Annotated in this window: 18 protein-coding genes and 4 pseudogenes; 6 read left to right on the top strand and 16 right to left on the bottom strand. The window is 71.1% G+C overall.

Translation table 11 applies throughout. The features are described from left to right. Positions 1 to 6: 6 nt before the first annotated feature. Genes ACFXI4_RS05375 through ACFXI4_RS05365 form a run of 3 tightly spaced genes read right to left on the bottom strand, consistent with a single transcriptional unit; the run spans position 7 to position 5,346 of the window. Positions 7 to 1,995 (bottom strand): TOMM precursor leader peptide-binding protein, encoded by a 1,989-nt coding sequence (locus tag ACFXI4_RS05375; RefSeq protein ID WP_384988343.1) that lies wholly within the window; start codon positions 1,993 to 1,995, stop codon positions 7 to 9. Then, a complete protein-coding gene (locus ACFXI4_RS05370; protein ID WP_384988341.1) occupies positions 1,985 to 4,279 on the bottom strand; it encodes a TOMM precursor leader peptide-binding protein in 2,295 nt (764 codons plus the stop codon). Before ACFXI4_RS05370 ends, ACFXI4_RS05375 begins: the two co-directional genes overlap by 11 nt. A gap of 32 nt (positions 4,280 to 4,311) precedes the next feature. After that, a complete protein-coding gene (locus ACFXI4_RS05365; protein WP_384988339.1) occupies positions 4,312 to 5,346 on the bottom strand; it encodes a BTAD domain-containing putative transcriptional regulator in 1,035 nt (344 codons plus the stop codon). Between the two features lie 321 nt (positions 5,347 to 5,667). Between ACFXI4_RS05365 and ACFXI4_RS05360 the strand changes: the two genes are divergently transcribed. Next, a complete protein-coding gene (locus ACFXI4_RS05360; protein ID WP_362731930.1) occupies positions 5,668 to 5,868 on the top strand; it encodes a hypothetical protein in 201 nt (66 codons plus the stop codon). Positions 5,869 to 7,163: 1,295 nt separating this feature from the next. Here the strand turns inward: ACFXI4_RS05360 and ACFXI4_RS05355 are convergent. After that, positions 7,164 to 7,304, bottom strand: coding sequence for a hypothetical protein (locus ACFXI4_RS05355; RefSeq protein ID WP_384988338.1), 141 nt, complete (start codon positions 7,302 to 7,304; stop codon positions 7,164 to 7,166). 166 nt (positions 7,305 to 7,470) lie between these two features. Next, positions 7,471 to 8,070 (bottom strand): TetR/AcrR family transcriptional regulator, encoded by a 600-nt coding sequence (locus ACFXI4_RS05350; RefSeq protein ID WP_384988337.1) that lies wholly within the window; start codon positions 8,068 to 8,070, stop codon positions 7,471 to 7,473. A gap of 189 nt (positions 8,071 to 8,259) precedes the next feature. Here ACFXI4_RS05350 and ACFXI4_RS05345 point away from each other — a divergent pair, with 189 nt between their 5' ends. After that, entirely contained in the window at positions 8,260 to 8,814 is a 555-nt protein-coding gene (locus ACFXI4_RS05345) for an ATP-binding protein (RefSeq protein WP_384988336.1), read from the top strand. 254 nt (positions 8,815 to 9,068) lie between these two features. Here ACFXI4_RS05345 and ACFXI4_RS05340 read toward each other — a convergent pair whose 3' ends face one another. From ACFXI4_RS05340 to ACFXI4_RS05330, 3 genes and pseudogenes are all read right to left on the bottom strand, one after another. Then, positions 9,069 to 9,713 (bottom strand): GNAT family N-acetyltransferase, encoded by a 645-nt coding sequence (locus ACFXI4_RS05340; protein WP_384988334.1) that lies wholly within the window; start codon positions 9,711 to 9,713, stop codon positions 9,069 to 9,071. 20 nt (positions 9,714 to 9,733) lie between these two features. After that, positions 9,734 to 10,027: a hypothetical protein gene (locus ACFXI4_RS05335; RefSeq protein WP_384988333.1), complete on the bottom strand. Its 294-nt coding sequence runs from the start codon at positions 10,025 to 10,027 to the stop codon at positions 9,734 to 9,736. Positions 10,028 to 10,072: 45 nt separating this feature from the next. Beyond that, a pseudogene (locus ACFXI4_RS05330) lies at positions 10,073 to 10,936 on the bottom strand (NADP-dependent oxidoreductase). Between the two features lie 371 nt (positions 10,937 to 11,307). On the opposite strand from ACFXI4_RS05330, the gene ACFXI4_RS05325 reads away from it, so the two are divergent. Then, on the top strand, positions 11,308 to 11,430 hold the full coding sequence (locus ACFXI4_RS05325; protein WP_384988331.1) for a hypothetical protein: 123 nt from the start codon (positions 11,308 to 11,310) through the stop codon (positions 11,428 to 11,430). A 134-nt stretch (positions 11,431 to 11,564) separates the two neighbouring features. Here ACFXI4_RS05325 and ACFXI4_RS05320 read toward each other — a convergent pair whose 3' ends face one another. The 6 genes and pseudogenes from ACFXI4_RS05320 to ACFXI4_RS05295 all read right to left on the bottom strand — a co-directional run bounded on the left by ACFXI4_RS05320 (position 11,565) and on the right by ACFXI4_RS05295 (position 16,887). Beyond that, a complete protein-coding gene (locus tag ACFXI4_RS05320; protein ID WP_384988330.1) occupies positions 11,565 to 12,023 on the bottom strand; it encodes a carboxymuconolactone decarboxylase family protein in 459 nt (152 codons plus the stop codon). A gap of 122 nt (positions 12,024 to 12,145) precedes the next feature. After that, on the bottom strand, positions 12,146 to 12,601 hold the full coding sequence (locus ACFXI4_RS05315; RefSeq protein ID WP_384988639.1) for a cupin domain-containing protein: 456 nt from the start codon (positions 12,599 to 12,601) through the stop codon (positions 12,146 to 12,148). A gap of 5 nt (positions 12,602 to 12,606) precedes the next feature. Next, on the bottom strand, positions 12,607 to 13,545 hold the full coding sequence (locus ACFXI4_RS05310) for an NADP-dependent oxidoreductase (RefSeq protein WP_384988329.1): 939 nt from the start codon (positions 13,543 to 13,545) through the stop codon (positions 12,607 to 12,609). 195 nt (positions 13,546 to 13,740) lie between these two features. After that, positions 13,741 to 14,631, bottom strand: coding sequence for an RNA polymerase sigma factor SigJ (sigJ, locus tag ACFXI4_RS05305; protein WP_384988327.1), 891 nt, complete (start codon positions 14,629 to 14,631; stop codon positions 13,741 to 13,743). A 590-nt stretch (positions 14,632 to 15,221) separates the two neighbouring features. Then, a pseudogene (locus ACFXI4_RS05300) lies at positions 15,222 to 16,495 on the bottom strand (PLP-dependent aminotransferase family protein). 8 nt (positions 16,496 to 16,503) lie between these two features. Beyond that, positions 16,504 to 16,887 (bottom strand): MmcQ/YjbR family DNA-binding protein, encoded by a 384-nt coding sequence (locus tag ACFXI4_RS05295; protein ID WP_384988326.1) that lies wholly within the window; start codon positions 16,885 to 16,887, stop codon positions 16,504 to 16,506. 567 nt (positions 16,888 to 17,454) lie between these two features. On the opposite strand from ACFXI4_RS05295, the pseudogene ACFXI4_RS05290 reads away from it, so the two are divergent. After that, positions 17,455 to 18,089: pseudogene (locus tag ACFXI4_RS05290) on the top strand (PP2C family protein-serine/threonine phosphatase). Here ACFXI4_RS05290 and ACFXI4_RS05285 read toward each other — a convergent pair. Both ACFXI4_RS05285 and ACFXI4_RS05280 read right to left on the bottom strand, forming a co-directional pair. Beyond that, positions 18,022 to 18,486: pseudogene (locus ACFXI4_RS05285) on the bottom strand (transposase family protein); the annotation flags it as partial. The pseudogenes ACFXI4_RS05290 and ACFXI4_RS05285 sit on opposite strands and share 68 nt — an antisense overlap. A 275-nt stretch (positions 18,487 to 18,761) precedes the next feature. Then, the gene (locus ACFXI4_RS05280; protein WP_384988325.1) at positions 18,762 to 19,166 is read right to left on the bottom strand and encodes a DUF2000 domain-containing protein; all 405 of its coding nucleotides are present in this window, start codon (positions 19,164 to 19,166) and stop codon (positions 18,762 to 18,764) included. A 104-nt stretch (positions 19,167 to 19,270) separates the two neighbouring features. On the opposite strand from ACFXI4_RS05280, the gene ACFXI4_RS05275 reads away from it, so the two are divergent. Together ACFXI4_RS05275 and ACFXI4_RS05270 are read left to right on the top strand one after the other, a co-directional pair. Further along, positions 19,271 to 19,729 carry an Lrp/AsnC family transcriptional regulator gene (locus ACFXI4_RS05275; RefSeq protein ID WP_121826630.1) on the top strand — a complete coding sequence of 153 codons (459 nt, stop codon included), beginning with the start codon at positions 19,271 to 19,273 and terminating at the stop codon, positions 19,727 to 19,729. Between the two features lie 40 nt (positions 19,730 to 19,769). Continuing rightward, positions 19,770 to 20,342, top strand: a complete 573-nt coding sequence (locus ACFXI4_RS05270) for a GNAT family N-acetyltransferase (protein ID WP_384988324.1) — start codon at positions 19,770 to 19,772, stop codon at positions 20,340 to 20,342. The last annotated feature ends 199 nt before the right edge of the window (positions 20,343 to 20,541 follow it).

Genomic DNA, 20,541 nt, shown 5'->3' with positions numbered 1-20,541 from the left:
GGGTCGTCAGGGGAACGGATGCGGCGCCGGGTTGAGATCGCCGTCGCCCAGGTCGTCCGCCCGCAGCCCCGCCTCGCGCAGCGCGGTGCGGACGCGGGGCATCAGCGGGCCGCGCTGGCGGCTCCAGCCGAAGTCGATCGGCAGCAGGCCGGGCACCAGGACCTTGACCGTGCTCAGGCCGAGGGTCCGCTGCTCCGGTGCGGTCTGGTCGACCACCACCACGTCGAACCCGTGCGCCGCCACGGCGGCGACGCACGCCGCCACGTCGTCGCGCAGGTCGTCCGAGGCACGCGGATCGCCGGGCCCGGAGGCGCGTGGCGTATCAGGCCCGGAGGTGAGCGAGGCGAGCGGCACCCGCTCCGCGTCGTCCCGGCCGCGCAGCAGGAAGTCGGTGTACGGCCCCATCTCGGGCAGCCCGTACAGCAGCGGGTGGTCGTGCAGGACCCGTACCTGGTGGAAGTCGGCCGCCATCCGGCGCAGCCTGCGTTCCTCGCGGGTGGTGCGGCGGCGCAGGTTGACGGAGTCGGTGGCGATCTCGCACAGCCCGGAGGCGAGCGCGGCCTCCGGGTCGAGGGAGGCGCCCGCGCCGAAGCAGAGCAGCCCTGCCCCGCCGTCGACGCGTTCGGCGACCGCCGTCACCACCGGCACCGGGAACGTGATCCGGGTGTCGAAGAACCGGGCACGGTAGCCGTACATCGCCAGCCGGTCGACCATGGCGCGGGTCTCGGGCCGGGTGCTGCTCGCCGGGTCGATCTCCGGCAGCCGGGCCCGGCCGAACCAGGCCAGCAGGAAGGCGTCCCGTTCGACGGTCTCCATCAGCCCGTGGTAGACGGCCTCCGTCAGACTGCCGCCGGAGGCGCAGCCGTTGGAGCTCTCCTGCACGAAGCGCCGTGCGATGCCGCCGGGCGCGTGGTAGTACGCCACCACCTCGGGGACGAGGACGGGCCGGGCGTCGCGCAGCGACCAGCCCCACACCCAGTCCACCGGACGGTCCGGCGCGAAGCGGGGCACATCCGGATCGGCGCCGTGGAAGGCGGCGGAGTACAGGCCGGTCGTGCGCGGGTCGACCGCCTCGGCACCCAGCGCGCCGAGTTCGTCGAGCGAGGCGGTGACCGTGGTCCGCTTGGACCGGGCGCGCATCCCGGCGAACCGCTCCAGGCCCTCGAGGAGCCCGACTGCGACGCTCGTGCCGTACGAGTCGGTGTGACCGCCCCAGTAGCACTCCCGCAGGTAGCTGCCGGAGCGGGTGGTGAACGCGCCGATCGCCGAGGACGTGGAGGCTGAGGTCAGGTCGGGGGCGACGGACGGGCCGAGCACCCCGGTGACCGGGTTGGCGAACGCCGTGAGCGTCAGGCCGTAGGCGTCGGGCGGGCGTTGACGGAAGCCGTCCGGGGCGTGCTTGGGCGCGGCCTCCAGGTCGACGCGGGCGCCGTCGGCGGTGTCGTCCTCCGGTGTCCCACAGGAGGGGCACTCGCCGTCGGGCACCAGGGGGAACCGGGAGACGCGCAGGGTCTCCAGGTCCAGCAGCCACACCCACGGGTGCGGTCCGGTCGCGGGCACGGCGGCAGCCGCCGCGACGAGGGCGGCGAGGGTGTCCGCCACGAAGGCGACCAGCCAGGGCGGGGTTCCGGTGGCGACGGGCTCCCCGCCGAGTTCCAGTGCGTCCCGCAGGAAGCCGGCCCGCACCGCCTGCCAGCGGCGCGCCAGGCACTGCGGGCAGCCCTGACCGTCGGCGGCGGTACGTGGGCCCACCACCGCGTGGTGCCCGTACAGGCCGACCGGCACGGCGCGCGGGACGAAATCCCGGGCGGCCGCCGCCAGTTCGTCCCGGACGCCGAGCGGGCTCACGACGGCGCGCGGCGCACCCGGATGCCGCTGGGCGAGGGCGCCGTCGACCGCCGCGGTGAGGTCGGCGCACACCGCCTCCCACGGGCCGGCCGGGTCGGCGGCCCGGGGAGCGCCCTGGACGCGTGCCGCCACGGTCTCAGTGGGCACCGTGCTCCTCACCGGTCAGCAGGACGCGCACGGCGTGGACCTGACCGGCGGCCAGGTCGGGGGCGCTCACGGGGACGGCGAGGGCGTCCCGTCCCGCCGCGGCCAGTCCGTCCAGCGCGGCGGCCCAGGTGGTGCCATCCGGCGCGGCAGGCGCGGTGCCCTCGGCGACGAGGGCGGCGGCTTCCAGGTCGCCCCACAGCGGGTCGCCGGTGTCGGCCGGACCCGCGGCGCGGCGCAACTGCTCGGCGCCGAGCAGGTCACGCAGCGCCTCCAGCACGGCGTCACGGTGCCGAAGACCGCCGCCGACGGCCCATCGCACCTCACCGGTCGTCGCGTCCGTGAGCCGGGCCAGGACGACGGGCAGCAGACCGCCGCCCGCGGCGGTCAGGTCGAGGACCTCCGCGGCGACACCCAGGTTCTCCGCAGACCGCAGCAGGAAGAGGAGTTCGGGGTCGTCCGCGAGGGACGCCGGGTCCACGGTGCGCACCGGTGCGGTGCGACGGACGGCGCCGCGCAGCGCGTCGTGGGCGAGGGCGGTGCGCAGGGCACGGGCGAGCGCGGCGCGCGGGCTGCCGGCCGCTCCGGTCCCGGCCGAGGTCCGCTCGAAGAGTCCGGAGTCGTTCCAGCCGCCCAGGGTGCGCACCGCGCCGGCGGGCACCAGGACGGTACGGCCGTCCAGCAGCGAGGTGGCCTCGCACCAGTGGGCGACCCGCTCGGCGGGCACGTCGAGGCCGCTGGAGAGGGTGAGCGCGGCGGGCGTCACGCGGTCCCACTTGCCGAGAGCGGCCTCCAGGGCGGCGGCCTCCAGCACCCGGGGCGGCACGACGTGTTCGGCGTAGACCTCGGCGGCGCGGAACAGCGCGGTGAGGCGGGCGCCCGCGACATGGTGGACGTCGGTGGCGGATATCCGTCGCACCCGGCCGGGTGCGGTGCCCAGGCGGACCGTGCTCACCTTGAGCGGGGTCTGCTCCCACTCGTCGTCCGCGTACGCGGTGAAGACGCCGGCCCTCTCCCGGACCAGGACGTCCCGCAACTCCAGCGCGGACAGGGCGGCGCGGGCGGTGTCCTCGTCGGCGTCCCCGCCGACCGGCAGGGCGCCGGGCTCGTCGTCCGTGTGGGGCGCGCGCAGTCTCTCACCCGGGAGCGGGGCGGCCTCGCGGGTGCCGGCGTCGCGGGCCGGGCAGAACGGGCAGCGGGGGTGCGGCAGCAGCGGCTCGGAGAGCACGTCGAGGGAGTCGAGGTCCTGCACGATCACCTGGTTGCGGGTCTCGGCCGGCAGCGCCTCGGTGACGAGCCGGAAGACCTCGAAGGCCAGCAGGTTGCCGAGCATTCCGGCGAGCGGCCCGGCAAGCAGGCGCGGGGGAGTGCCGAGCGGCGCGCCGGGGCCGACGGAGGCCCACAGGTCGGCGCTGTCGGCTGCGTCGGCGCCCGCTCCGAGCCGCAGGGCGGCGCAGCACCAGCAGCCGGGGGTGCCCGCCGTCATCACGGGGCCGACGACGGCCCGGTCGCCGAACGTCCAGGCGCCCAGCAGCCGCCGGCCCGGGGGTACGCCCTCGCCGAGCAGGCGGAGCATCTGCCGGTGTCCGGTGGCGCCGGTGACCAGGACGGTGTCCCAGCCGTCGAGGTCGCCCCAGCCGTAGGTGTCGTGGGTGCCGTCGCCGGCCTCGGGCAGGCGGGTCAGAGCGGGGGCGCAACCCGCCTCGGCGAGGGCCGCGGCCTCGGCCTCCAGCTCGGCCATGCCCTCCACACCGTGCAGTTCGCGGCTGAGGGTTCCAGGACCACCCCGGTCGGTGACGGCCACCGCGGCGCAGCCGTTGCGCAGCAGCCCGAGCGCGGCCCAGCGGGCGAGCGCGTCGTCACCGAGGACGGCGACCGGGGTGGAGCGGAACCGCAGGAACCTTTCGCTCGCATGGTCCGCGTAGTGGTCGAGATAGTCGAGTTGGTGGGCGAAACGCTCGGCGACCTGCGGTGCGAGCACCTCGACCGGCGGCCGGGGGGCCGCGTCCCGGGCGAAGCCACGCGCGTAGAGGGCGCGCACGAGTTGGACCACCATGTCGCGCTGCTTGTCCCCCAGGCCGGCGCACAGTTCCTCGACCCGCCGCTCCCCGTCGAGGTGAGGGACCATCAGCGCGGCGAACCGGTACGCGGACTGCGTGACGACGTTGAACCCGCCGTGAGCGTTGTGGAACAGCACGCCGGACGGAGTCCGGGTGAAGAGCACGTCCCTGCGGATGCGAGGCCGTGACTGCGCGATCTCCTCGTAGGACGAGGGGGTGTGGGCCATGGGTTTCGAAACCTCCGGGGAGCAGGGGGTGGTCAGCCGACGGCCGACGGACGCAGGTCGGTCGGGTCGTGCGTGGCGGAGGCCGCCAGGGTGGTGCCGGCCGCCTTGACGAAGAGGCGCAGCAGGTCATGGACGCGGTAGCGGTCGGCCGGGCCCTCCTGAAGCAGTCCGGCGTCGACGAGCGACCGCAGCACGAGCGCTCCGGAGGCGGTGCCGGCCGACCCACCGGGTTCGGCGGCCGGGGTGCCGCCGGCCGCCGGCGGGGTGCCCGCCGGGGGCAGTACGAGGGGTCCGCCGGACGGTTCGCCGCGCAGCACGGCCAACTGGAGGCGCCGCAGCACCGCTCCGGGTTCCACCCCCAGTTCCCCGGCCAGATGGCTGTGGATCCTGCGGTACTCGGCGAGGGCCTCGCCGCGCCGCCCGGAGCGGTACATCGCCTCGATGAGCAGGGCGGAGAGCCCCTCGTGTCCGGGATGGACCCGGACGGCCTCACGGGCCTCGGCGATCAGCTCGCGGTGCCGCCCCAGGCGCAGTTCGCCGTCGAAGACCCGCTCCACGGCGAGCAGCCGCTCCTCCGCGAGGCGCGGCACATGGTCGCGGTGCAGCTCGTCGGAGTGGACGTTGCCGAGGAGCGGCTCCTTCCACAGCCCGAGAGCGGCCCGGGCCAGCCGGAGCGCGGCCTCGGGGTCGTCCTCGGCGTACGAACGGGTGAGCAGGTCGCGGAAGTGCAGCAGGTCGAGGGTGTCGGCGTCGGCGTGCAGCCGGTACCCGCCGGGGACGGCCTCGATGGCGTGGTCGGCCACGCCGTACTTGGCGAACAGCCGGCGCAGGCGCAGCACGCAGGTGTGCAGGGCGGACTTGCCGCCGGCGGGCGGGCTGCTGCCCCAGACGACGCGCTGGAGGAAGCCGGTGGAGACGACGGAGCCGGGGTGGAGCAGGAGGGCGGCGAGGAGCGAGGCGGGCCGGGAGGGGGTCAGTACGACCGTCTCGCGGCCGTCCGTGATGGCGAGCAGCCCGAGCACCAGGAACCGCGGCCGCCCGGGGGCCGGTTCGGTGGGGGGCTGCACGGAAAACATACCGTCGGTTGGCGGGGCGCCTGTTTTTTCCACAGCCTCTCACATCATTGGGGTGATTGATGCACCAACTGGGTCGCAAAGGGGCGCAGTTGTCCGGACCCGGGTCACAGGTCGCGAACAAAAACGTTGCCGGGACGGGAACTTAGAAGCGATCACGCCGTGCGTCCAGAGGTAGAAGCGAAACACCAGACGACTTATGGGAAAGAAAGCGGGTGCGGGGGCAACGAGATTGGTCGGACCGGGCCGAGGGCATACTGTGGGCCTGGGCAGCCGCCGTGCTCCCTCGAAACCAGACTCAGCGGAGGAACACCCATGCCGTGGTGGGGCCTGATACCGGTCGTCTCGATGATCACCGGGCCTGTCGCTCTTTATGTCATGACCCGGCGCAAACGGGGTGCACGCGGCACGGACGAGCGTTACGAGGCACTCTCGCGCAAATACACCCAGCTTTTGGAGGAATCCACCTCCGGTGAACTGCCCAACGGACGGGGGCGTTACCCCGACGGGCACTGAGCTGCGAGGCGACCGCCGCGTCGGTGGCCGGCCGAGGTGACGGGGTGCCTGCGCTGGTCCAGACCGGTGACCGGTGTGTGGCACACGCGTTACCGCCGGTAGCCGTTTGTCGTGCCACACCTCGCGCCGCGGAGGGCACCTCGGCCCGGCCTGCACGCGCGGGGTGCCGTCCGTGACACCCGGTCACCCGCGGATGGAGGCGTAGGGGGGGCTGCGTCGCCGGATCGGTGCCGGAAAAGGCCCGTTTCCCCCTCGGCTCCGCACCTCCGGTACCGCGATGAGCCTGCCCCTTCGCGGAGTTGCGTGAGGTTCTGTCCGCGATGCTGCGTTTTCCGTGAAGGCGTCGCATGTCCTTGATCGCCTGCGATGGGCACCCGAGTGGGCAGTGGTTCCGGAGCCTTCCTGGGCGGACCGCGCACCGTGGAATCGCGCCCGCGCCCTTTCCGTCACGAATGCCGGCCGGCTCGCTGATTCGGTGGTCCCGCGCGGCACTTCTGCCGAGGCTTTCCGGCGCCGGCGAGACGTGAGCATTGTTCAAATCCCGAAAACGGAACTCAAGCCTCGACCGTGGACGTAGAAGAACTCTCGGCAGGGTTACGGGGGGCGGGATATCCGTCATGAATTAAACGGACGCCCGTCTTCCGGCTCCCCTGTCGCGTATCAGCCGTTCGGCCACGGCACGGTACCCCGAGTCGGGCCGCCCCGGAGGGTTGAGCCCGGCGTCACCGCCACGGGCGGGCCGGCGCCGCCCGGACAAGCGACTGCGACCATTCGCCGCGCCCCAGGGGCCGGCAGGGGGGGGCGGCTCTCCCGACACGACGACCGCCCCGGACGTGTGAGGGGTGAGGGCGGCACCGCCCTCGATGTCACGGGGTGAGTGCCCTTGCAGCGCGGCGACCGGGCCGTGGTCCCGACCGTGACGGGAGGACGCCAGGCGCTCCGGCATTGGTGTAGACCGTTGAAGCCGGGCAGCCGGCCCCAACGCGCCCGACCCGGCACGGACTTCACCCTCGTGCCCGTCCTCCGCCCGCTGACCTCGTGGTGCCGGGCGGGGGCCCGGAGCCGCTTGGCTGCGGACATCGCGGGGTGCGGGATCGCTGTGCGCTCGGCGCGGGGGAGGGCGGCGAGGACGGCACCGCGCCGGAGAGGCAGGTGGCTGGTGACGGTGTCGATGCCGGCGATCGCGGGCCGGTCGGGTACGAGGGGCAGGGGGTGTGGGTCGTGGTCGTCCACGGCGCCTTCGACCCCAACTCCGTATCCCTGCCGGCTTCCGCGCCGCCGGGCGCGGCCGTCACTCACGCCGCGGTCGTCGTGGACGCGGCCGAGATGGCCTTCGGCGACTCCAGCGTCCTGAACGCGCTGCTGAACGTCCACCACGGCCACCGCCTGCGCGTGGCCAGGCCCGCGCGCCAGTTCCAGCGGGTGCTGGAGCTCACGGGTGCTGACCAGGCTCTGGACATCCGGCCGACGGTCCGGGGTGCGACCGCCCCTGAGGCACGCCGCCGGTCGTCGTCGCGTGCCGGCGGAGCGGGAAGGCCGGCGAGAGGGCGCTGGAACCGGCCGGGCGATGTCGATGCCCGGTCCGGTGTCCGGCAGGGAGGTTCACGTCGGGGTGTGCCATCCGGGTTCCAGGATGTCGAGGAGGGCGTGGAAGGCCTTGTGGGACCGCTCCCAGTGGCCGTCGGCCAGCGGGGCGATCAGCAGGCCGAGGGAGGCGTCGGTCAGCAGGGTGGCCTGTGTGCGTGCTTGCTCCTGGGGCATGCCGAGGTCGAGGAAGACGGTGGTGTAGAGGAGGGTCCAATCGGCGACGATGTCGCGCATGACGGGTCCGTAGCGGTGGGGATGGAGCACGCTGGTGCTCATGATCTCGAAGTAGAGAGGAAGTGCCCCGCGGAGCTCGGGGTCGCTGAACTGGCGCCACACCTCCTCCAGGAAGCGGCGCAGGTCCGCGGGGCTCGCGGGCGCGCCGATGGTCTCCAGCAGTACTCGGGTGCGCAGGAGGGGCCGGCGCTCGTAGACGTCGAGGGCCTCGGCGACCATCTGTTCCTTGGTGCCGAAGTAGTACAGGAGCATGCGGTCGCTGGTGCCCAGGGCCTTGGCGAGAGGGCGCAGGGACAGGTCCGCGACGCCGTTGCGCGTGACGTACTCGTGGATCCGGTCGAGAAGATCACGTCGCTTGGCTGGATCGGGCGGGCGGGGCATGAGGGCTCCTGGGTGTGGGCGGCCAGGCATTCCCGACCGTCCTTTGTGGGAGTTTTGGGTAGGTATTTACTGTAGCGGTAGCTACATGTATATTTCAGGTGTAGCGACTGCTACATACGGGTCTGGCGCACGCCGGACCCGATCGTCGGCAAGCCGTCCGCCCGGTCGGCAGCGAAGGGACTGATCCCCATGGCCGCCTGGGTCATCGGCCACCGCACGGCCTCTCGCCAGGGAAGGCAGTCCTCTCGCCCCACTGCACCGTCGCGGCTCGCCCGGCAGTGGGCTCTGTGGTCCCGCCTGCTCGCGCCGCTGCGCCCCTTCGACGCACCGCGCGGCTGCGCCACCGCCTGGGACGCCTCCTGGCCTCTGCGGCGGGAACTGACCTCCGCAGGGCAGGCCCGGCGCCTGGTGACCGCACAACTGGGCGCCTGGGACGTGAGTGATCTCGCCGACACCGCCGAGCTTCTGGTCAGCGAACTGGTCACCAACGCGTTGCGGCACACCCGCGGCCCGCTCCGGCTCAACCTGCAGCTGCGCCACTCCCGCCTGCTGTGCGAGGTCGAGGACACCGAATCCTCCAGCCCCGCGCGCGGCGCCGCCGGCACGGACGCCGAGAACGGCCGGGGCATCGAACTTCTCGACCTGCTCGCGGGCGCCTGGGGCAGTGTCCGGACGGCCACCGGCAAGACAATATGGTTCGAACTGCGGGCCGAGGGCCGTCCTCGCGAGACGTCAGCGCCGTGACGACCATGCACGCGACCGGGATCCGTGAACGTTCGCAAGCACGTTGCCGGTTCCTGGCGTGAAACCAGCGCCGGACTGCTCCGTCACTCATCCGAGGTGTCCGGCGACTCCTGACGCCTCTGGCGGTCGCCGGACCACCGCCCGCGCCGCGCAGCCGCTGCCGGCGATCGCTGTGTCGGTCCCTGACCGGGGGCGGCCGGCGCGGTGTGATGACGCGCGCTGGAAGAGTCGAACCGCATACGGATGCCCGGTGGCTATGTCAGGTCGTTGTCGCACGCGGCGGTCTGTTTCCGGTCGTCCGCCCCGTGTGCGGGGCTGTGCTGGGGGTAGGCGCCGGACCCGGGACGGACCTTGTCGATGAGATCGCGGTACTGCGGGTTGCGGGCGATGAACTCGCCCACGACCGGGCAGATGACGGTGATCGTTTTTCCGGTTGGGCGTATCGCGTCCAGCACGCGCGCGATGAGCTCCCCGGCGACCCGGTGGTGGCGATAGGCGGGGTCGACCCAGGTCGTCAACAACGCGATGCGGCCGCCGACGAACCGGTACGAGAGTTCCGCGATCGCTTCGGGTCCGATGGCCGCGAACCATCGGCTGCGCTCCGTGTCATGGATGACATCGAGCTCCCAGCTCGACTCCACCTCGTCGGGACCCGCCTTGTCCAGGGCGGCGATGAGGGTCGCGTTGTTCTCCTCCCGGGCGGCTGCCTCGGCCTCGGCGTCCGTCGTCACCGTCTGGACTTCTCCCCGGGGCGGCCTGAAGGGCTGGTCCAGGACCGGTACGGCTCTCCTGGCTCCCGGGTGCTCGGGGTCGGCGAGGTCGGCGTACGCCGGGTTGCGCTCGATGAAGGTGCGCACGATCGGGCACGTGATGGTGACCGTCTTCCCCTGTGCGCGCACGTCCTCCAGGACACGTCGGATCAGCCCGGTGGCGATCCCCGGTTGCGGAATCCGGGGAGCACCGAGGTCGCCAGCAGCACGAGTCGGTTCTCGCCGGCGGACTTGTAGGTCGGTCCTGCCACCTCTGTGTCGCCCGCCTTGGCCTCGTAGACACCGGTCCTCGCGTCGTTGACGACGTCGAAGTCGAACGCCAGAGCACGGGGATCGTCGCGGCCAACGTCGACGAGAGCGGCACGGTCCTGCGCGGTGAGGCCTGGGTCTGCCCTCGCCACGTCGCCGACGGTCGAGCGGTTCGGCTCGGTTGGGCTGGTCATACGGGGTGGTCCTTTGCTGGATGTGTCCGGGCGGGCGCGGTGGCCTCATGGGCGAACGATGGTCTTGCCCTTGACCCGCTCGGCCGGGTCGAAAGCGGAAACGGCGTCGTCGAGGGTGACGACCTGGCCGATGTTCGTGCGCAGGCGTCCGTCCCGGATTCGCTGGACGACCTCAGTCAGCTGTGCGCGGTCGGCTTCGACGACGAAGTCGACCGCCAGGCCGTCCTTTCGGCGTCTCGGCCGGACCGGCGATGGTCACCAGCATCCCGCCGGCTCGTACCAGGCCTGCCGACCGCTTCCCGATGTCGCCGCCGATCACGTCGAAGACGAGATCGACGCCCCCGACGTCTTCCAGCGCGTCGTTGCCGAGGTCGGCGAACTTCTGCGCCCGAACTCCATCGCGGCCTGCCGGTCGGGGGTGCGTCCGGTTCCGATGACGTAGGCGCCCGCCTGGCGGGCCAACTGCGTCACCGTCGAGCCGACGCCTCCCGCTGCGCCGTGTACGAGAACGCTCTGCCCGGCGTGGAAGCGGCCGTGCACGAACCGTCCCTGCCAGGCCGTCAGGCCGGAGACAGGCAGGCTCGCACCCACCGTGAAGTCGACATCACCCGGCAGCGGCGCGAGGTTACGGGCCTCGATGGCCACGTACTGCGCGAGAGTGCCGTCACGCGTCCAGTCCGCCAGCCCGAACACCCGCTGTCCGACCGACAGCCCCCTGGTGCCGTAGCCGAGAGCGCTCACCACTCCGGCCACCTCGTGGCCGGGAATGGATGGCGTCCGGTCACGGCCGAGACGATCGACCCAGATCGAGGGCCACTCCAGCTCGCCCGGCGTGAAACCCGACGCGTGAACCTCCACCACCACGTCGTTGCCCGCGGCCCGCGGCTCCGGACGCTCGGTCAGTGCCATCCCGGACGTCCCCGCTGCCTGATCCGTCACACATCGCCTTCACGAGACGCCTCCTTGTCTTTGGGGCCCTGCCTGCGCAGGACGGTCCGTCCTGCTCGAGCCGGCCGATCCAGCGGGCTGCTGCGTCTCGGCTCGGCCCTCGGGTCACCACCTTCAGCCCAACTCCAAAGAGGACGTCAGAGTCCAAAAAGGGAGAGTGGGAGCACCGGGTGATGGCGAGATGCACGTCATCTGGACGAAACGGTCCCATTAATGCATGATCGACGGGCCGGGCGAACCTACGGGGCGAACCACAGCCGTGACGCGAAGACGGAACCCGCAGGTGCCAGCAGTCGCAGGGCCGGCTGCCACCGTCCACGACAGAAGCCGGTGTGCCGTCCGACGCAGACGCCCTCCTCGCCACGGTGTTCACCGTCATCGCGGCACGCAACCCGCACACCGGCACGACCAGCCGGCACGATCCGCGCACCCGGCGGACCATGCCGTCACCCTGACAGCGTGCGACACCGAACAGGGCCGCCGTCCCGACGGGGGAATCCATCATCCGCGACCCGGTGGCGCACTCCCATCATCATCACGACGGTGAACACCCCGGGCAGCCCGCATCACCGCCGGTGCCACTGTCGGGTCAGGTGCCGACCGGGTACCGGCTGGTGATCGCGACACGGTTGAAGGCGTTCATCACGGTTGCCAGCCAGGCGACCGCCGAGACCTGGTCCGTGGTGAGTACGGCCGAGGCGGCGTCGTAGTCCTCGTCGCCGACGTGTCCGTCGGCCACGTATGCGATCGCCTCGGTCAAGCGGAGGGCGGCGCGGTCGGCCGCGGAGAAGTAGCCGGTCTCCTCCCATGCGGGCAGCACGGCGATCCGGTCGGGGTTCTCGCCCTTCTCGAGGGCGTCGCGGGTGTGCATGCGCAGGCAGAACGCACAGCCGTTGATCTGGGAGGTGCGGATCTTCAGCAACTCGACCAGGAGTGGGTCAAGTCCCGCTGCGGCAACGGTCTCCTGAACCTCTGACGACAGGGCGAAAAGAGCCTTGTAGGCGGCCGGATGCTGCTTGCCGATGTTGACGCGCTGGGTGTCGGTCATGGTTCCTTCGATGTGTTCGTGCGGCCTTGCGTCGCGCTTCGGGCGCGTCTTGGTGGCCGACGGGGGTGTTTTGGCAGAGGCCGAGTTCGTGCGGTGCGTTGCTGCCCGCTGCGTGCCCCGGGCTAGGCTCTCGGGTCGTCGACCTTGAGCTTGTCACCGGTGTCGGAGACGAAGACGACCAGGAGCTTGGCTCGTTCGGCCCGGCTGGTGTTCTCGGTGAGGACATGGTGCGCGCCGGGCCGCTCGACCCAGTTCTCGCCCTGGTGGTAGGTGGTCACGGGCCGGCCGTCGAGCCTGCTGCGTACGGTTCCTTCGAGGACGTAGGCATAGACGAACGCCTGGCCGTGCCGGTGCGGCACGGCGCGTGCGCTGGGCGGGAAGTCGACGACCGCAGAGGTGAACGTCTTGCCCGTCACGTTCGGTAGAGCCTGCTGAAGCAGGGGGGTGAGGCTTTCGGCGGGGTGCGTCGAGGTCGCGGTGGCGGTCGGCGTCTTGGCGTGGGTGCGCTGGGCCACGGCGGTACAGCCGGTGGCCCCAGCCAGCGTGGCGACGGCCAGGAGGCCGCCGGCGATCCGCATGGTGATCACGAGGGGCCTCCTGGCCGGTCTTCGGTGATGCGGATGATCGTCTTACCGGGGGTGCGCGGGCCGGGGGCGAATGCGGCGGGTGCTTCGGCAAGCGGCCGCACGGCGCCGACGACCGGCTTGAGCCGTCCGTCCCTCAGCCGCGTGGCGAGGTCGATGAGCCGGGCACGGTCGGGTTCGACCACGAAGAAGACGGCCCGCCCGTCCCTGGGCCGGACCTTGGGCGGCATGGCGATGCTGACGAGCGCGCCACCGGCCCGGACCAGGGTGGCCGAGCGGTCGAGGATGTCGCCGCCGATCACGTCGAACACGACGTCGGCCTCGCCGACGTCCTCCAGCTTCTCGTTCTGCAGGTCCAGGAAGGTGTCGACACCCAGGGCGAGTGCCCTGTCCCGGTCGGATGCCCGGCCGGTGCCGATGACGCGGGCGCCGACCTCGCGGGCGAGCTGTACCGCGATCGAGCCGACTCCGCCCGCGGCACCATGGACCAGCACGGTCTGGCCGGTGGTGAGGCGGCCGTGGTCGAACAGGCCCTGCCAGGCGGTCAGCCCGGAGATCGGCAGTGCGGCGGCCAGGGAGTGGTCGATGTCCGCCGGCAGCGGCGCGAGGTTGCGGGCTTCCACCGCGGCGTACTCGGCGAGGGAGCCGTTGCGGGCCCAGTCGGCCAGGCCGAACACCCGCTGGCCGACACTCAGGCCGGTGGTGCCGTACCCCAGCTCCACGACGACCCCCGACAGCTCATGCCCGGGCACGCTTGGCGTCCGGTCGCGGCCCGCCCGATCGACCCACGTAGCCGGCCAGTCCAGCTCGCCAGGGGTGAACCCGGCAGCGTGCACCCGCACGATGACGTCGTTCTCGGCCGCGTGGGGGTAGTGCATGTCCGTCAGGGACAGCCCGGCAAGACCGGCGTCACGGTCTCGAACAGTGATGGCTTGCATACAGGTCCTTACGGGGAGGGGCGACCCGAACACGCAGTCCGTTACGCGCAGCTCGTAGCGGCTCGGCATCGGGAAGACGCGGATGCGGCGCGACGTATGCCGTTCGGCATGATCGATTTCCTGCTCGCGTATTCCTTCGTCGCCCGTTTCGCGTTCTCGTCAGGGAGACGAGGCAGCCCCTCCGGGTGTGACAACTCAGACGCGCAGAAGTTTTTCGGGATTGACGACCCTGCGGTACGCGGTGATCAGACCGCCTGTGATCTGGACCGTGTCGACGGAGTAGACCCGGCCTTCGCGGTAGAACACCAAAGCGAGCTCGCCGCCGACCTCGGCGAAGTCGATGCGGTCCGGGTGCCACTGGCGCCCCACGCGGACCATGACCGCGGCGACGCGCTCGCCGCCGTGGATGAGCTTGCGTGCCGCGGAGATCTTGCCGCCACCGTCGGTGACATAGACGGCGTCCGGGTGGAGGAGTCTGACCAAGCCGGCCAGGTCCCCTGCTTCGTACGCGGAGCGGAAGACCGCCAGGACGTGTTCGCGTTCCGCCTTCGACGCCTGCGGCACGGACTGCTTCGCCTTGGCCACCCGCCGTCGTGCCCGAGAGGCGAGCTGCCGGGAAGCCGGCACGGAGACGTCCAGTACGTCGGCGATCTCGCCGAACTCGACACCGAAGACATCGTGCAGGACGAAAGCCACCCGCTCCGGCGGGGACAGCTCCTCCATGATCAGCAGCATCGCCGAACTGACGGATTCATCGACGAGTACCGGCTGCGACGCGTCCGGCCCCGTCAGGAGCGGCTCAGGCAGCCACGGTCCGACATAGGTCTCCCGCCGGACCCGGGCGCTCTTGAGAATGTCGTACGACCGCCGCGCGGCCACCGTCACCAGCCAGGACCGCAGATCACCGATGCCCCGCAGATCCGCGCCGGCCGCCCGCAGCCACACATCCTGGGTCACGTCCTCGGCATCGGCCACGCTTCCCAACACCCGGTAGGCCACACCGAAAACGGCGGGCCGGTGCCTCTCCCATCCGGCTCCGAGCGACTCCTCCTGCTCGGACCGCCCGGGCCCGTGCCCGTCACCCATACAGATCGCAACCTCCTTGAGCTTCCGGATCCAGCCTAGCCATCCGAACCCGGGATCCTTGCAGACAGGTACGGCGCGCGGCGGGGTGGTCGTGGGGCCGTACGGCTGGCTGGCCTTCTTTCTGAATCCGGCGGCAGCGAACCCCTGCGGCGGGACCGCGCACCCGCCCATGGCACGCCGCGATTGTGGATTCGTCGTGGGATTGACCGTACTGGTCGTGGGATTGGCCGTACTGATTGCCCCACTGGGCCCGGCACCTCCTTCGGCCCCTCAGACACCATCCAGGACGCCGCCCTCCGCGGACACCACTCAACCGGACAGCCAGTTCCAACCCCGGCCAAGCAGGCCAGCAGGCCGTGCCCGGCAAGCAGCGACAAGCCGCCTGGACCGATCAGTCCATCACCGTCGCCCGGTGGAGGGCATTGCCGTTCGGCGCCCCGGGAGGAGCGCCCGGCTCCCTCGAAACCCGCGCAACCCGCCGGCCAGCTCCCTCCGCGAGTGGCTTCCCGACGGCGCACCCCGGGCGGCCAGGACGTGAGACCTCGTACCCGGAGAGCACAGCGTTCGAGTTCTCGGCCGCTTGGGGCGCGTCAGGAAAGGATCCCCATGAGCGCGGAGAGTGCCTGAGGCCACACGGCGTCGGAGGGCGTCCCGTAGCCCACGACGAGGGCGTCGGGCATGGCGTGCCGGGACCGCGCATGGCGGTATCGAGACAGGCCGGCCACTCTGAGTCCTTGCCGGGCCGCGGGCTGAAGGACACGCTGCTCGGCGCCGGACGGCAGACTGAGCACGGTGTGCAGGCCGGCCGATGTCCCCGTCACCTGTACCTTGGGGGCGTGCCGGGCCAGGGCTGTGACCAAGGAGTCCCGCCGATCGCGGTAACGCCGGCGGGCGGCACGCAGGTGACGGCCGTAGGCGCCGGAGGTGATGAATTCCGCCATGGTCAGCTGGCTCAACACCTCGCACGAGTCGATCTGTCCCTTGGCCGCCACAGCTTCCTCAGCGAGCGCGGGAGGCAGCGCCATCCAGGCCAGCCGCAGGCCAGGAGCGAGGGTCTTGCTGGCGGTACCCAGGTAGACCACGCAGTCTGGAGCCAGTCCCTGCAGCGCTCCGACGGACCGGTGGTCGAACTGGAACTCGCCGTCGTAGTCATCGTCCAGGACCAGGCCGCCTGTCCGTCTGGCCCAGTCCACGACAGCCGTCCGGCGATCGCGCTGGAGCCTTGTGCCCAGCGGGAACTGGTGGGCCGGCGTGAGCAGGACCGCATCGGTGCCCTCAGGCGGGACCGGGTCGGTTCCGTGAGGATCCCAGGGAAGCGGGAGGGTCTCCAGGCTCGCGGCGGCCAGCAGGCCGCGGTACCTGTCCGGCCCGTAGGACTCGACGGCGACACTCCGTGCCCGCCGGCCGGCCAGGACTTCGCCGAGGATCCGGAGACCGTGGCGCGGCGTGTGGCCTTCAGCCAGGCAGCACGAGGAAATGCGGTGAGGTCGGGGCTGCCTGGGATCAGGTCGTAGCGGAGTTCTCCTGACGGCTCGGCGGCTGCGCGGGCCAGGGCCGGCCGAGTGAGCATCGTGTCGGTCACGAGTGTGCCCGAGCCGGCGCGGGCGGTGAGCCATCCCTCGGCGACGAGGTCGCCGTACGCAGCCGCCATGGTGTTGCGGGCAACCCCGAGGTCGGCGGCGAGCCGGCGGGAGGAGGGCAGCCGTGTCCCGGGCGTCAGACGGCCGCTGCGGACCGCTTCGCGCAGGGCTTCGGTCAGCGCGCGGCGGACCCCCCGCCCCGCTCGCTCCACATCACTCCGGAAGGCTTGCCGCAGCTGTGCCGGACTGGCCGTGGTGCGGACACGGGGAGGCTCGGCGGGCATGACGACGGTCAGGCCCGGCGGCCGTAGGTGCGAGGATCCACGGGCTGCTCGGACGTGGGAAGGCCGCCGGCCACCAGACGGTAGGAGTCGATCACGAGTTCCTTCACCAGTTCCTCGTCCACGGTGCCCCCGCCTTCCACCGTGATCCAGTGCCTCTTGTTCATGTGATAGCCGGGGGTGATGTCCTTGTGCCGCTCCCGTAGGGCCACGGCGTCGTCCGGATCGGCTTTCAGGATCACGACAGGGTGCCCCGGCACGTCGGTCATGAGCATGAAGACCTTGCCGCCGACCTTGTAGAGGTCCCAGTCGGGGCCGGAGCGGTGCTCCAGACCGGCGCCGGGCAGCTCCGCGGTGCTGGCGCCCGCGATCTTCCGCAGTTCCTCTCCGTCCATGGTGATCAACTCCTCGTTCATCGAGTGCCCGGACCGACCGGCCGGGACCCCGGGGTGGTGTCTTCCTTCCTCGTCGCCGGACGAACAGCGGTGTCCGCACGGCGTCGGCAGTGACGGCAGCCGACGGCGTATCGGGTCAGCTGGGCCCGGCCGCGCGACGCGCCCGGTGAACGCCGCTCTGGTCGCGCCCGGCACGCCCGTCCCTCAGCCGGTCGGCTGCCGGCGCGACGGCCTTTCGGCGCCCCTGTCGTCGTCACCGTGAACCTGTACAGGTCCAGAGCGTCCCGTTGGCTCTCCAACCAGGAGGAGCTGGCCCGCCGGTGGCCGGACGACGAGGGCCTGCCCCTGCCGCGATCCGCCCCTGGCACCGCTTTGTCGATCACCCCCCTCAGCCCGGAGGGCGACCGGCCACTCGGAGCCTGGGTGGTGACGTACGAGAGGGAGCATGTTCCGTCGGCGGAGAAGCTCGCCTTCCTGACGACCCTGGCCGAATTGGCAGGCCGGGCGCTGAAGACCAGCAGGCTGCAGCAAGCCCACGTCGAGCTGTCCGTGGCGCTCCAGGAGAGCATGCTCCCCACGCTGCCGCACCACCTCGCGGGACTGGAGATCGCCGTCCGGTATCAGCCCAGCCGGGATGGACTGGATGTCGGTGGCGACTGGTACGACGCGTTCTTCCTGCCCGACGGTGCGGTGGCACTGGAAATCGGCGATGCCCAAGGGCACGACGTGGATGCCGCGGTGTTCATGGGTCAGGTGCGCTTGTCCATGCGTGCGATCGCGGCCCAGGAGCCCGACCCGGCAACGGTCCTGGCGCGTACGAACGAGTTGCTCGTCGCGATGGACGCGCCACGCTTCGCAAGCTGCACCATGCTGCACCTCGATCCGCGGAACGGAAAGGTCGTCGGTACCAGCGCAGGCCACGTGCCACTGCTTCAGGCGCGCGACAACGGCAGCCACACCGTCCACGCACTTCCCCCGGGCCGGTCCTTGGAATCGTGTCCGGCACCGAATACCCCGAGGAGACCTTCACCTTGGAAGAGGGCACCGCGCTGGTCATGGTCACCGATGGTGTGGTCGAAGGGCCAAGCCTGACCCTGGACGCCGGACTGGAGCGTGCGGGAGCGCTGGCCGGCCGCGGACATCGTGGACGGCGCCGGGAAGGGCCGGCGAGGCCCGTAGCAGCTGGCCGAAGGGATCCGTGAGGACCTGCAGGTTCATCCCGTGCTTCTTGTGTTTCCCGGAGTAGAAGGGCCGGTCCGCGGCGACGTGGTCGATCGGCAGGAGTGTGCCGTCGAGGATCACGAACGCCTTCGTCGACGCGACTCGGATCGCGTCGGCCAGGGTGGGCGCGAGGCCTGCCAGGAGTTCGACAGCCTCGGTGGCATATCGGTAGGCGGTCGTGGTTCTGATACCGAATCCGGCCGCAAGCTGGGCATACGTGTGTCCCATCCGCAGGTGGGCGAGTGCGAGCAGGGCCTGGCGGCCGGGGTTCAGACGCCTCCAACGGGAGCCGATCGCACCACGGTGCTGCCGCAGACAGGCGGACAGGAAGCGCAGGGCAGAGCTGGACACGTCGACACCCGACGGGTAGACAAGCATGCGAAGCCTCTGGTGGAGACGGTTCTCTTGGTCGAAAACCCATCTACCAGAGGCTTCACTACCTTGTCAGTCCGACCGGCTCGATCCTGCTGCAAGTTGGAAAGGGTCAGTGCCCGCACCGAAGCCGAAATCGTCGCCTATCCCGCCCAGGAGCAGTGACAGCGACGTGACGGCGGAGCCCAGATTCAGCGCGGAGACGGCGATTGCGAAAAGCGCTGTCGTGCGTCTGGCCCAGAGCGGATACCGCACGGGGCGGACCCTGCTGGTCGTGGCGGTCACCGGAGCAGCCCCAGCCTGCCGGTGAGGCGGTCGACTTGACGCCTGGGCCCAGTGAGAGCAAGGCCCAGCGGACGCCACCCTCGCTCCGGGTCTTGCAGTCGCTGGGTGTACGCGTCGTAGTCGCGCGAGGAAACGGCCACGTCGGTGACGTCAAGCACCGTGATGCCGGGATGATCCGAGGCCTCTTGGTACAGCCGGTTGAGAGCTTCGCCGTCTGCGGCAAGCACCGGGAGCCCGATGGTGCTCATGCCGCGATGAGAGATGCCCGAGGCGTCTACGACGTCGGGTCCGACAATCCCCTCGACATGGCGCCCGACACTGATACCGAGCAGCCCGATGACGTTGGCCGCCACCCCGCGCTCCAGCCCTTCGTCGACGACGATCACCAGTTTGCCTGCCATGGAACCTCACTCATTGTCGCTTTCTCGACGGCAAGGCTACGCATGTTTCGGCTACATTGGCTCGAAACCGAAACTAGTTCGGTTGCAGGGTCTTGGGGGGTGTTGTGGACGAAACAGATCGCACGATCGTGCGCCGGTTGCAGCAAGATGCTCGGCTCAGCAACCGGCAACTCGCCCGCGAACTCGGCGTTGCCGACTCCACCTGCCTGGCTCGAGTGGCGGCACTTCAGGACCGGGGCGTCATCACCGGTTTCCACGCCGCGGTCGATCTCGGTGGGATCGGGAGAAGTGTGCAGGCGCATGTGTCGATCAAGATCCGGCCTCAAGCGCTTCCGACTGCGTCCGCCTTCTGCGACGCGGTCGCGGATCTCCCCGATGTGATCGCCGTGTACATGGTCACCGGCGAGGCCGACCTCCTCGCGCACGTCGCCGTTCCCACTACCGACGAACTGCGCGAGTTCGTTCTTCAACTCGCCCGGCGGCCCGAAATCGCCGACATCCGTTCCTCGATCATCTATCTCAGCCGACGCGCCAAGGTCATCGAGCCCGTCGATGGTCCATGAGAACGCGACGCTGTCACCCCGACCGTGAACAGGAACTCGCATGACCACGCCGACCTTGACGTCCTCGTTGAGGCTAGAGCCGTTGCTCCCCTGGCATCGGGGGCTCCTGCTCACCATGTTCGAAGATCAACGCGTGTGGACCTACCTCGACGGCTCCCCCGCCGACGCGGAAAAGACCACCACTCGATTCATAGACGCCGCAGAGCTGAGCCGAAGCGCAACCGGACTGGGGATCTGGACCGCGTTCCTCCGAGCCGACAGTGCGGATGGACGGCTCCCCTCGGGCACCTTCGTCGGCATCGGCGGCGTCCGTACCCTCTCCGCTGACCTCTGGAATCTGGGGCTGAGCATCGCGCCGACCGCCTGGGGCCGCGGCTACGCGACCGAGTTGGCGACCGCGGCGGTCAATGCCGCCCGGGTCTCGTTCCCGAACCGAACCGTCACCGCTCGAACCTTGACCAAGAATGCCGGATCGGAGCGAGCGTTGATCAGCGCGGGGCTTCGGGTTGTCTGGAGTGGCCCGAGCGCCGCACACCCGGGCGAAGAAGCACGGATACTCACGGACAGGCAACCGCGCGGGTCCGAACTCGAGTGGCTCATCCACGCTTCGTGAGAACAGCCGGGGTGAAGAGGGTGTGACTGCGTCCGCTCAGGCGGATCCGGATACGGCCCGACCACATCGTGGTCCTTGTCGACGACGTACCGATCCGTCGACGGTTCGAACGTCTCGCCGCGGTGGGGGCGCGCGGGCGGGGGGGCGCCCGCGCCGGCCGCCGCGCCCCCCCCCCCCCCCCACCGCCCCGGCCACCCCC

This window comes from Streptomyces sp. NPDC059224 (assembly GCF_042754285.1).
Taxonomy (GTDB): Bacteria; Actinomycetota; Actinomycetes; order Streptomycetales; family Streptomycetaceae; genus Streptomyces.
The sequence above is the reverse complement of the archived record's forward strand: the minus strand, read 5'-3'. Positions and strand labels throughout refer to the sequence as shown.

Coding starts and splice junctions, on each gene's coding strand:
- ACFXI4_RS05295 (WP_384988326.1), bottom strand. CDS start 16,887: ATGGACGGAGAGGAACTGCGGAAGATCGCGGGCGCCAGCACCGCGGAG.
- ACFXI4_RS05315 (WP_384988639.1), bottom strand. CDS start 12,601: ATGCGGATCGCCGGCGGCCTCCTGGCCGTCGCCACGCTGGCTGGGGCC.
- sigJ (WP_384988327.1), bottom strand. CDS start 14,631: ATGGGTGACGGGCACGGGCCCGGGCGGTCCGAGCAGGAGGAGTCGCTC.
- ACFXI4_RS05350 (WP_384988337.1), bottom strand. CDS start 8,070: ATGCCCCGCCCGCCCGATCCAGCCAAGCGACGTGATCTTCTCGACCGG.
- ACFXI4_RS05360 (WP_362731930.1), top strand. CDS start 5,668: ATGCCGTGGTGGGGCCTGATACCGGTCGTCTCGATGATCACCGGGCCT.
- ACFXI4_RS05345 (WP_384988336.1), top strand. CDS start 8,260: ATGGCCGCCTGGGTCATCGGCCACCGCACGGCCTCTCGCCAGGGAAGG.
- ACFXI4_RS05370 (WP_384988341.1), bottom strand. CDS start 4,279: ATGGCCCACACCCCCTCGTCCTACGAGGAGATCGCGCAGTCACGGCCT.
- ACFXI4_RS05335 (WP_384988333.1), bottom strand. CDS start 10,027: ATGACCAGCCCAACCGAGCCGAACCGCTCGACCGTCGGCGACGTGGCG.
- ACFXI4_RS05270 (WP_384988324.1), top strand. CDS start 19,770: ATGACCACGCCGACCTTGACGTCCTCGTTGAGGCTAGAGCCGTTGCTC.
- ACFXI4_RS05310 (WP_384988329.1), bottom strand. CDS start 13,545: ATGCAAGCCATCACTGTTCGAGACCGTGACGCCGGTCTTGCCGGGCTG.
- ACFXI4_RS05280 (WP_384988325.1), bottom strand. CDS start 19,166: ATGGCAGGCAAACTGGTGATCGTCGTCGACGAAGGGCTGGAGCGCGGG.
- ACFXI4_RS05320 (WP_384988330.1), bottom strand. CDS start 12,023: ATGACCGACACCCAGCGCGTCAACATCGGCAAGCAGCATCCGGCCGCC.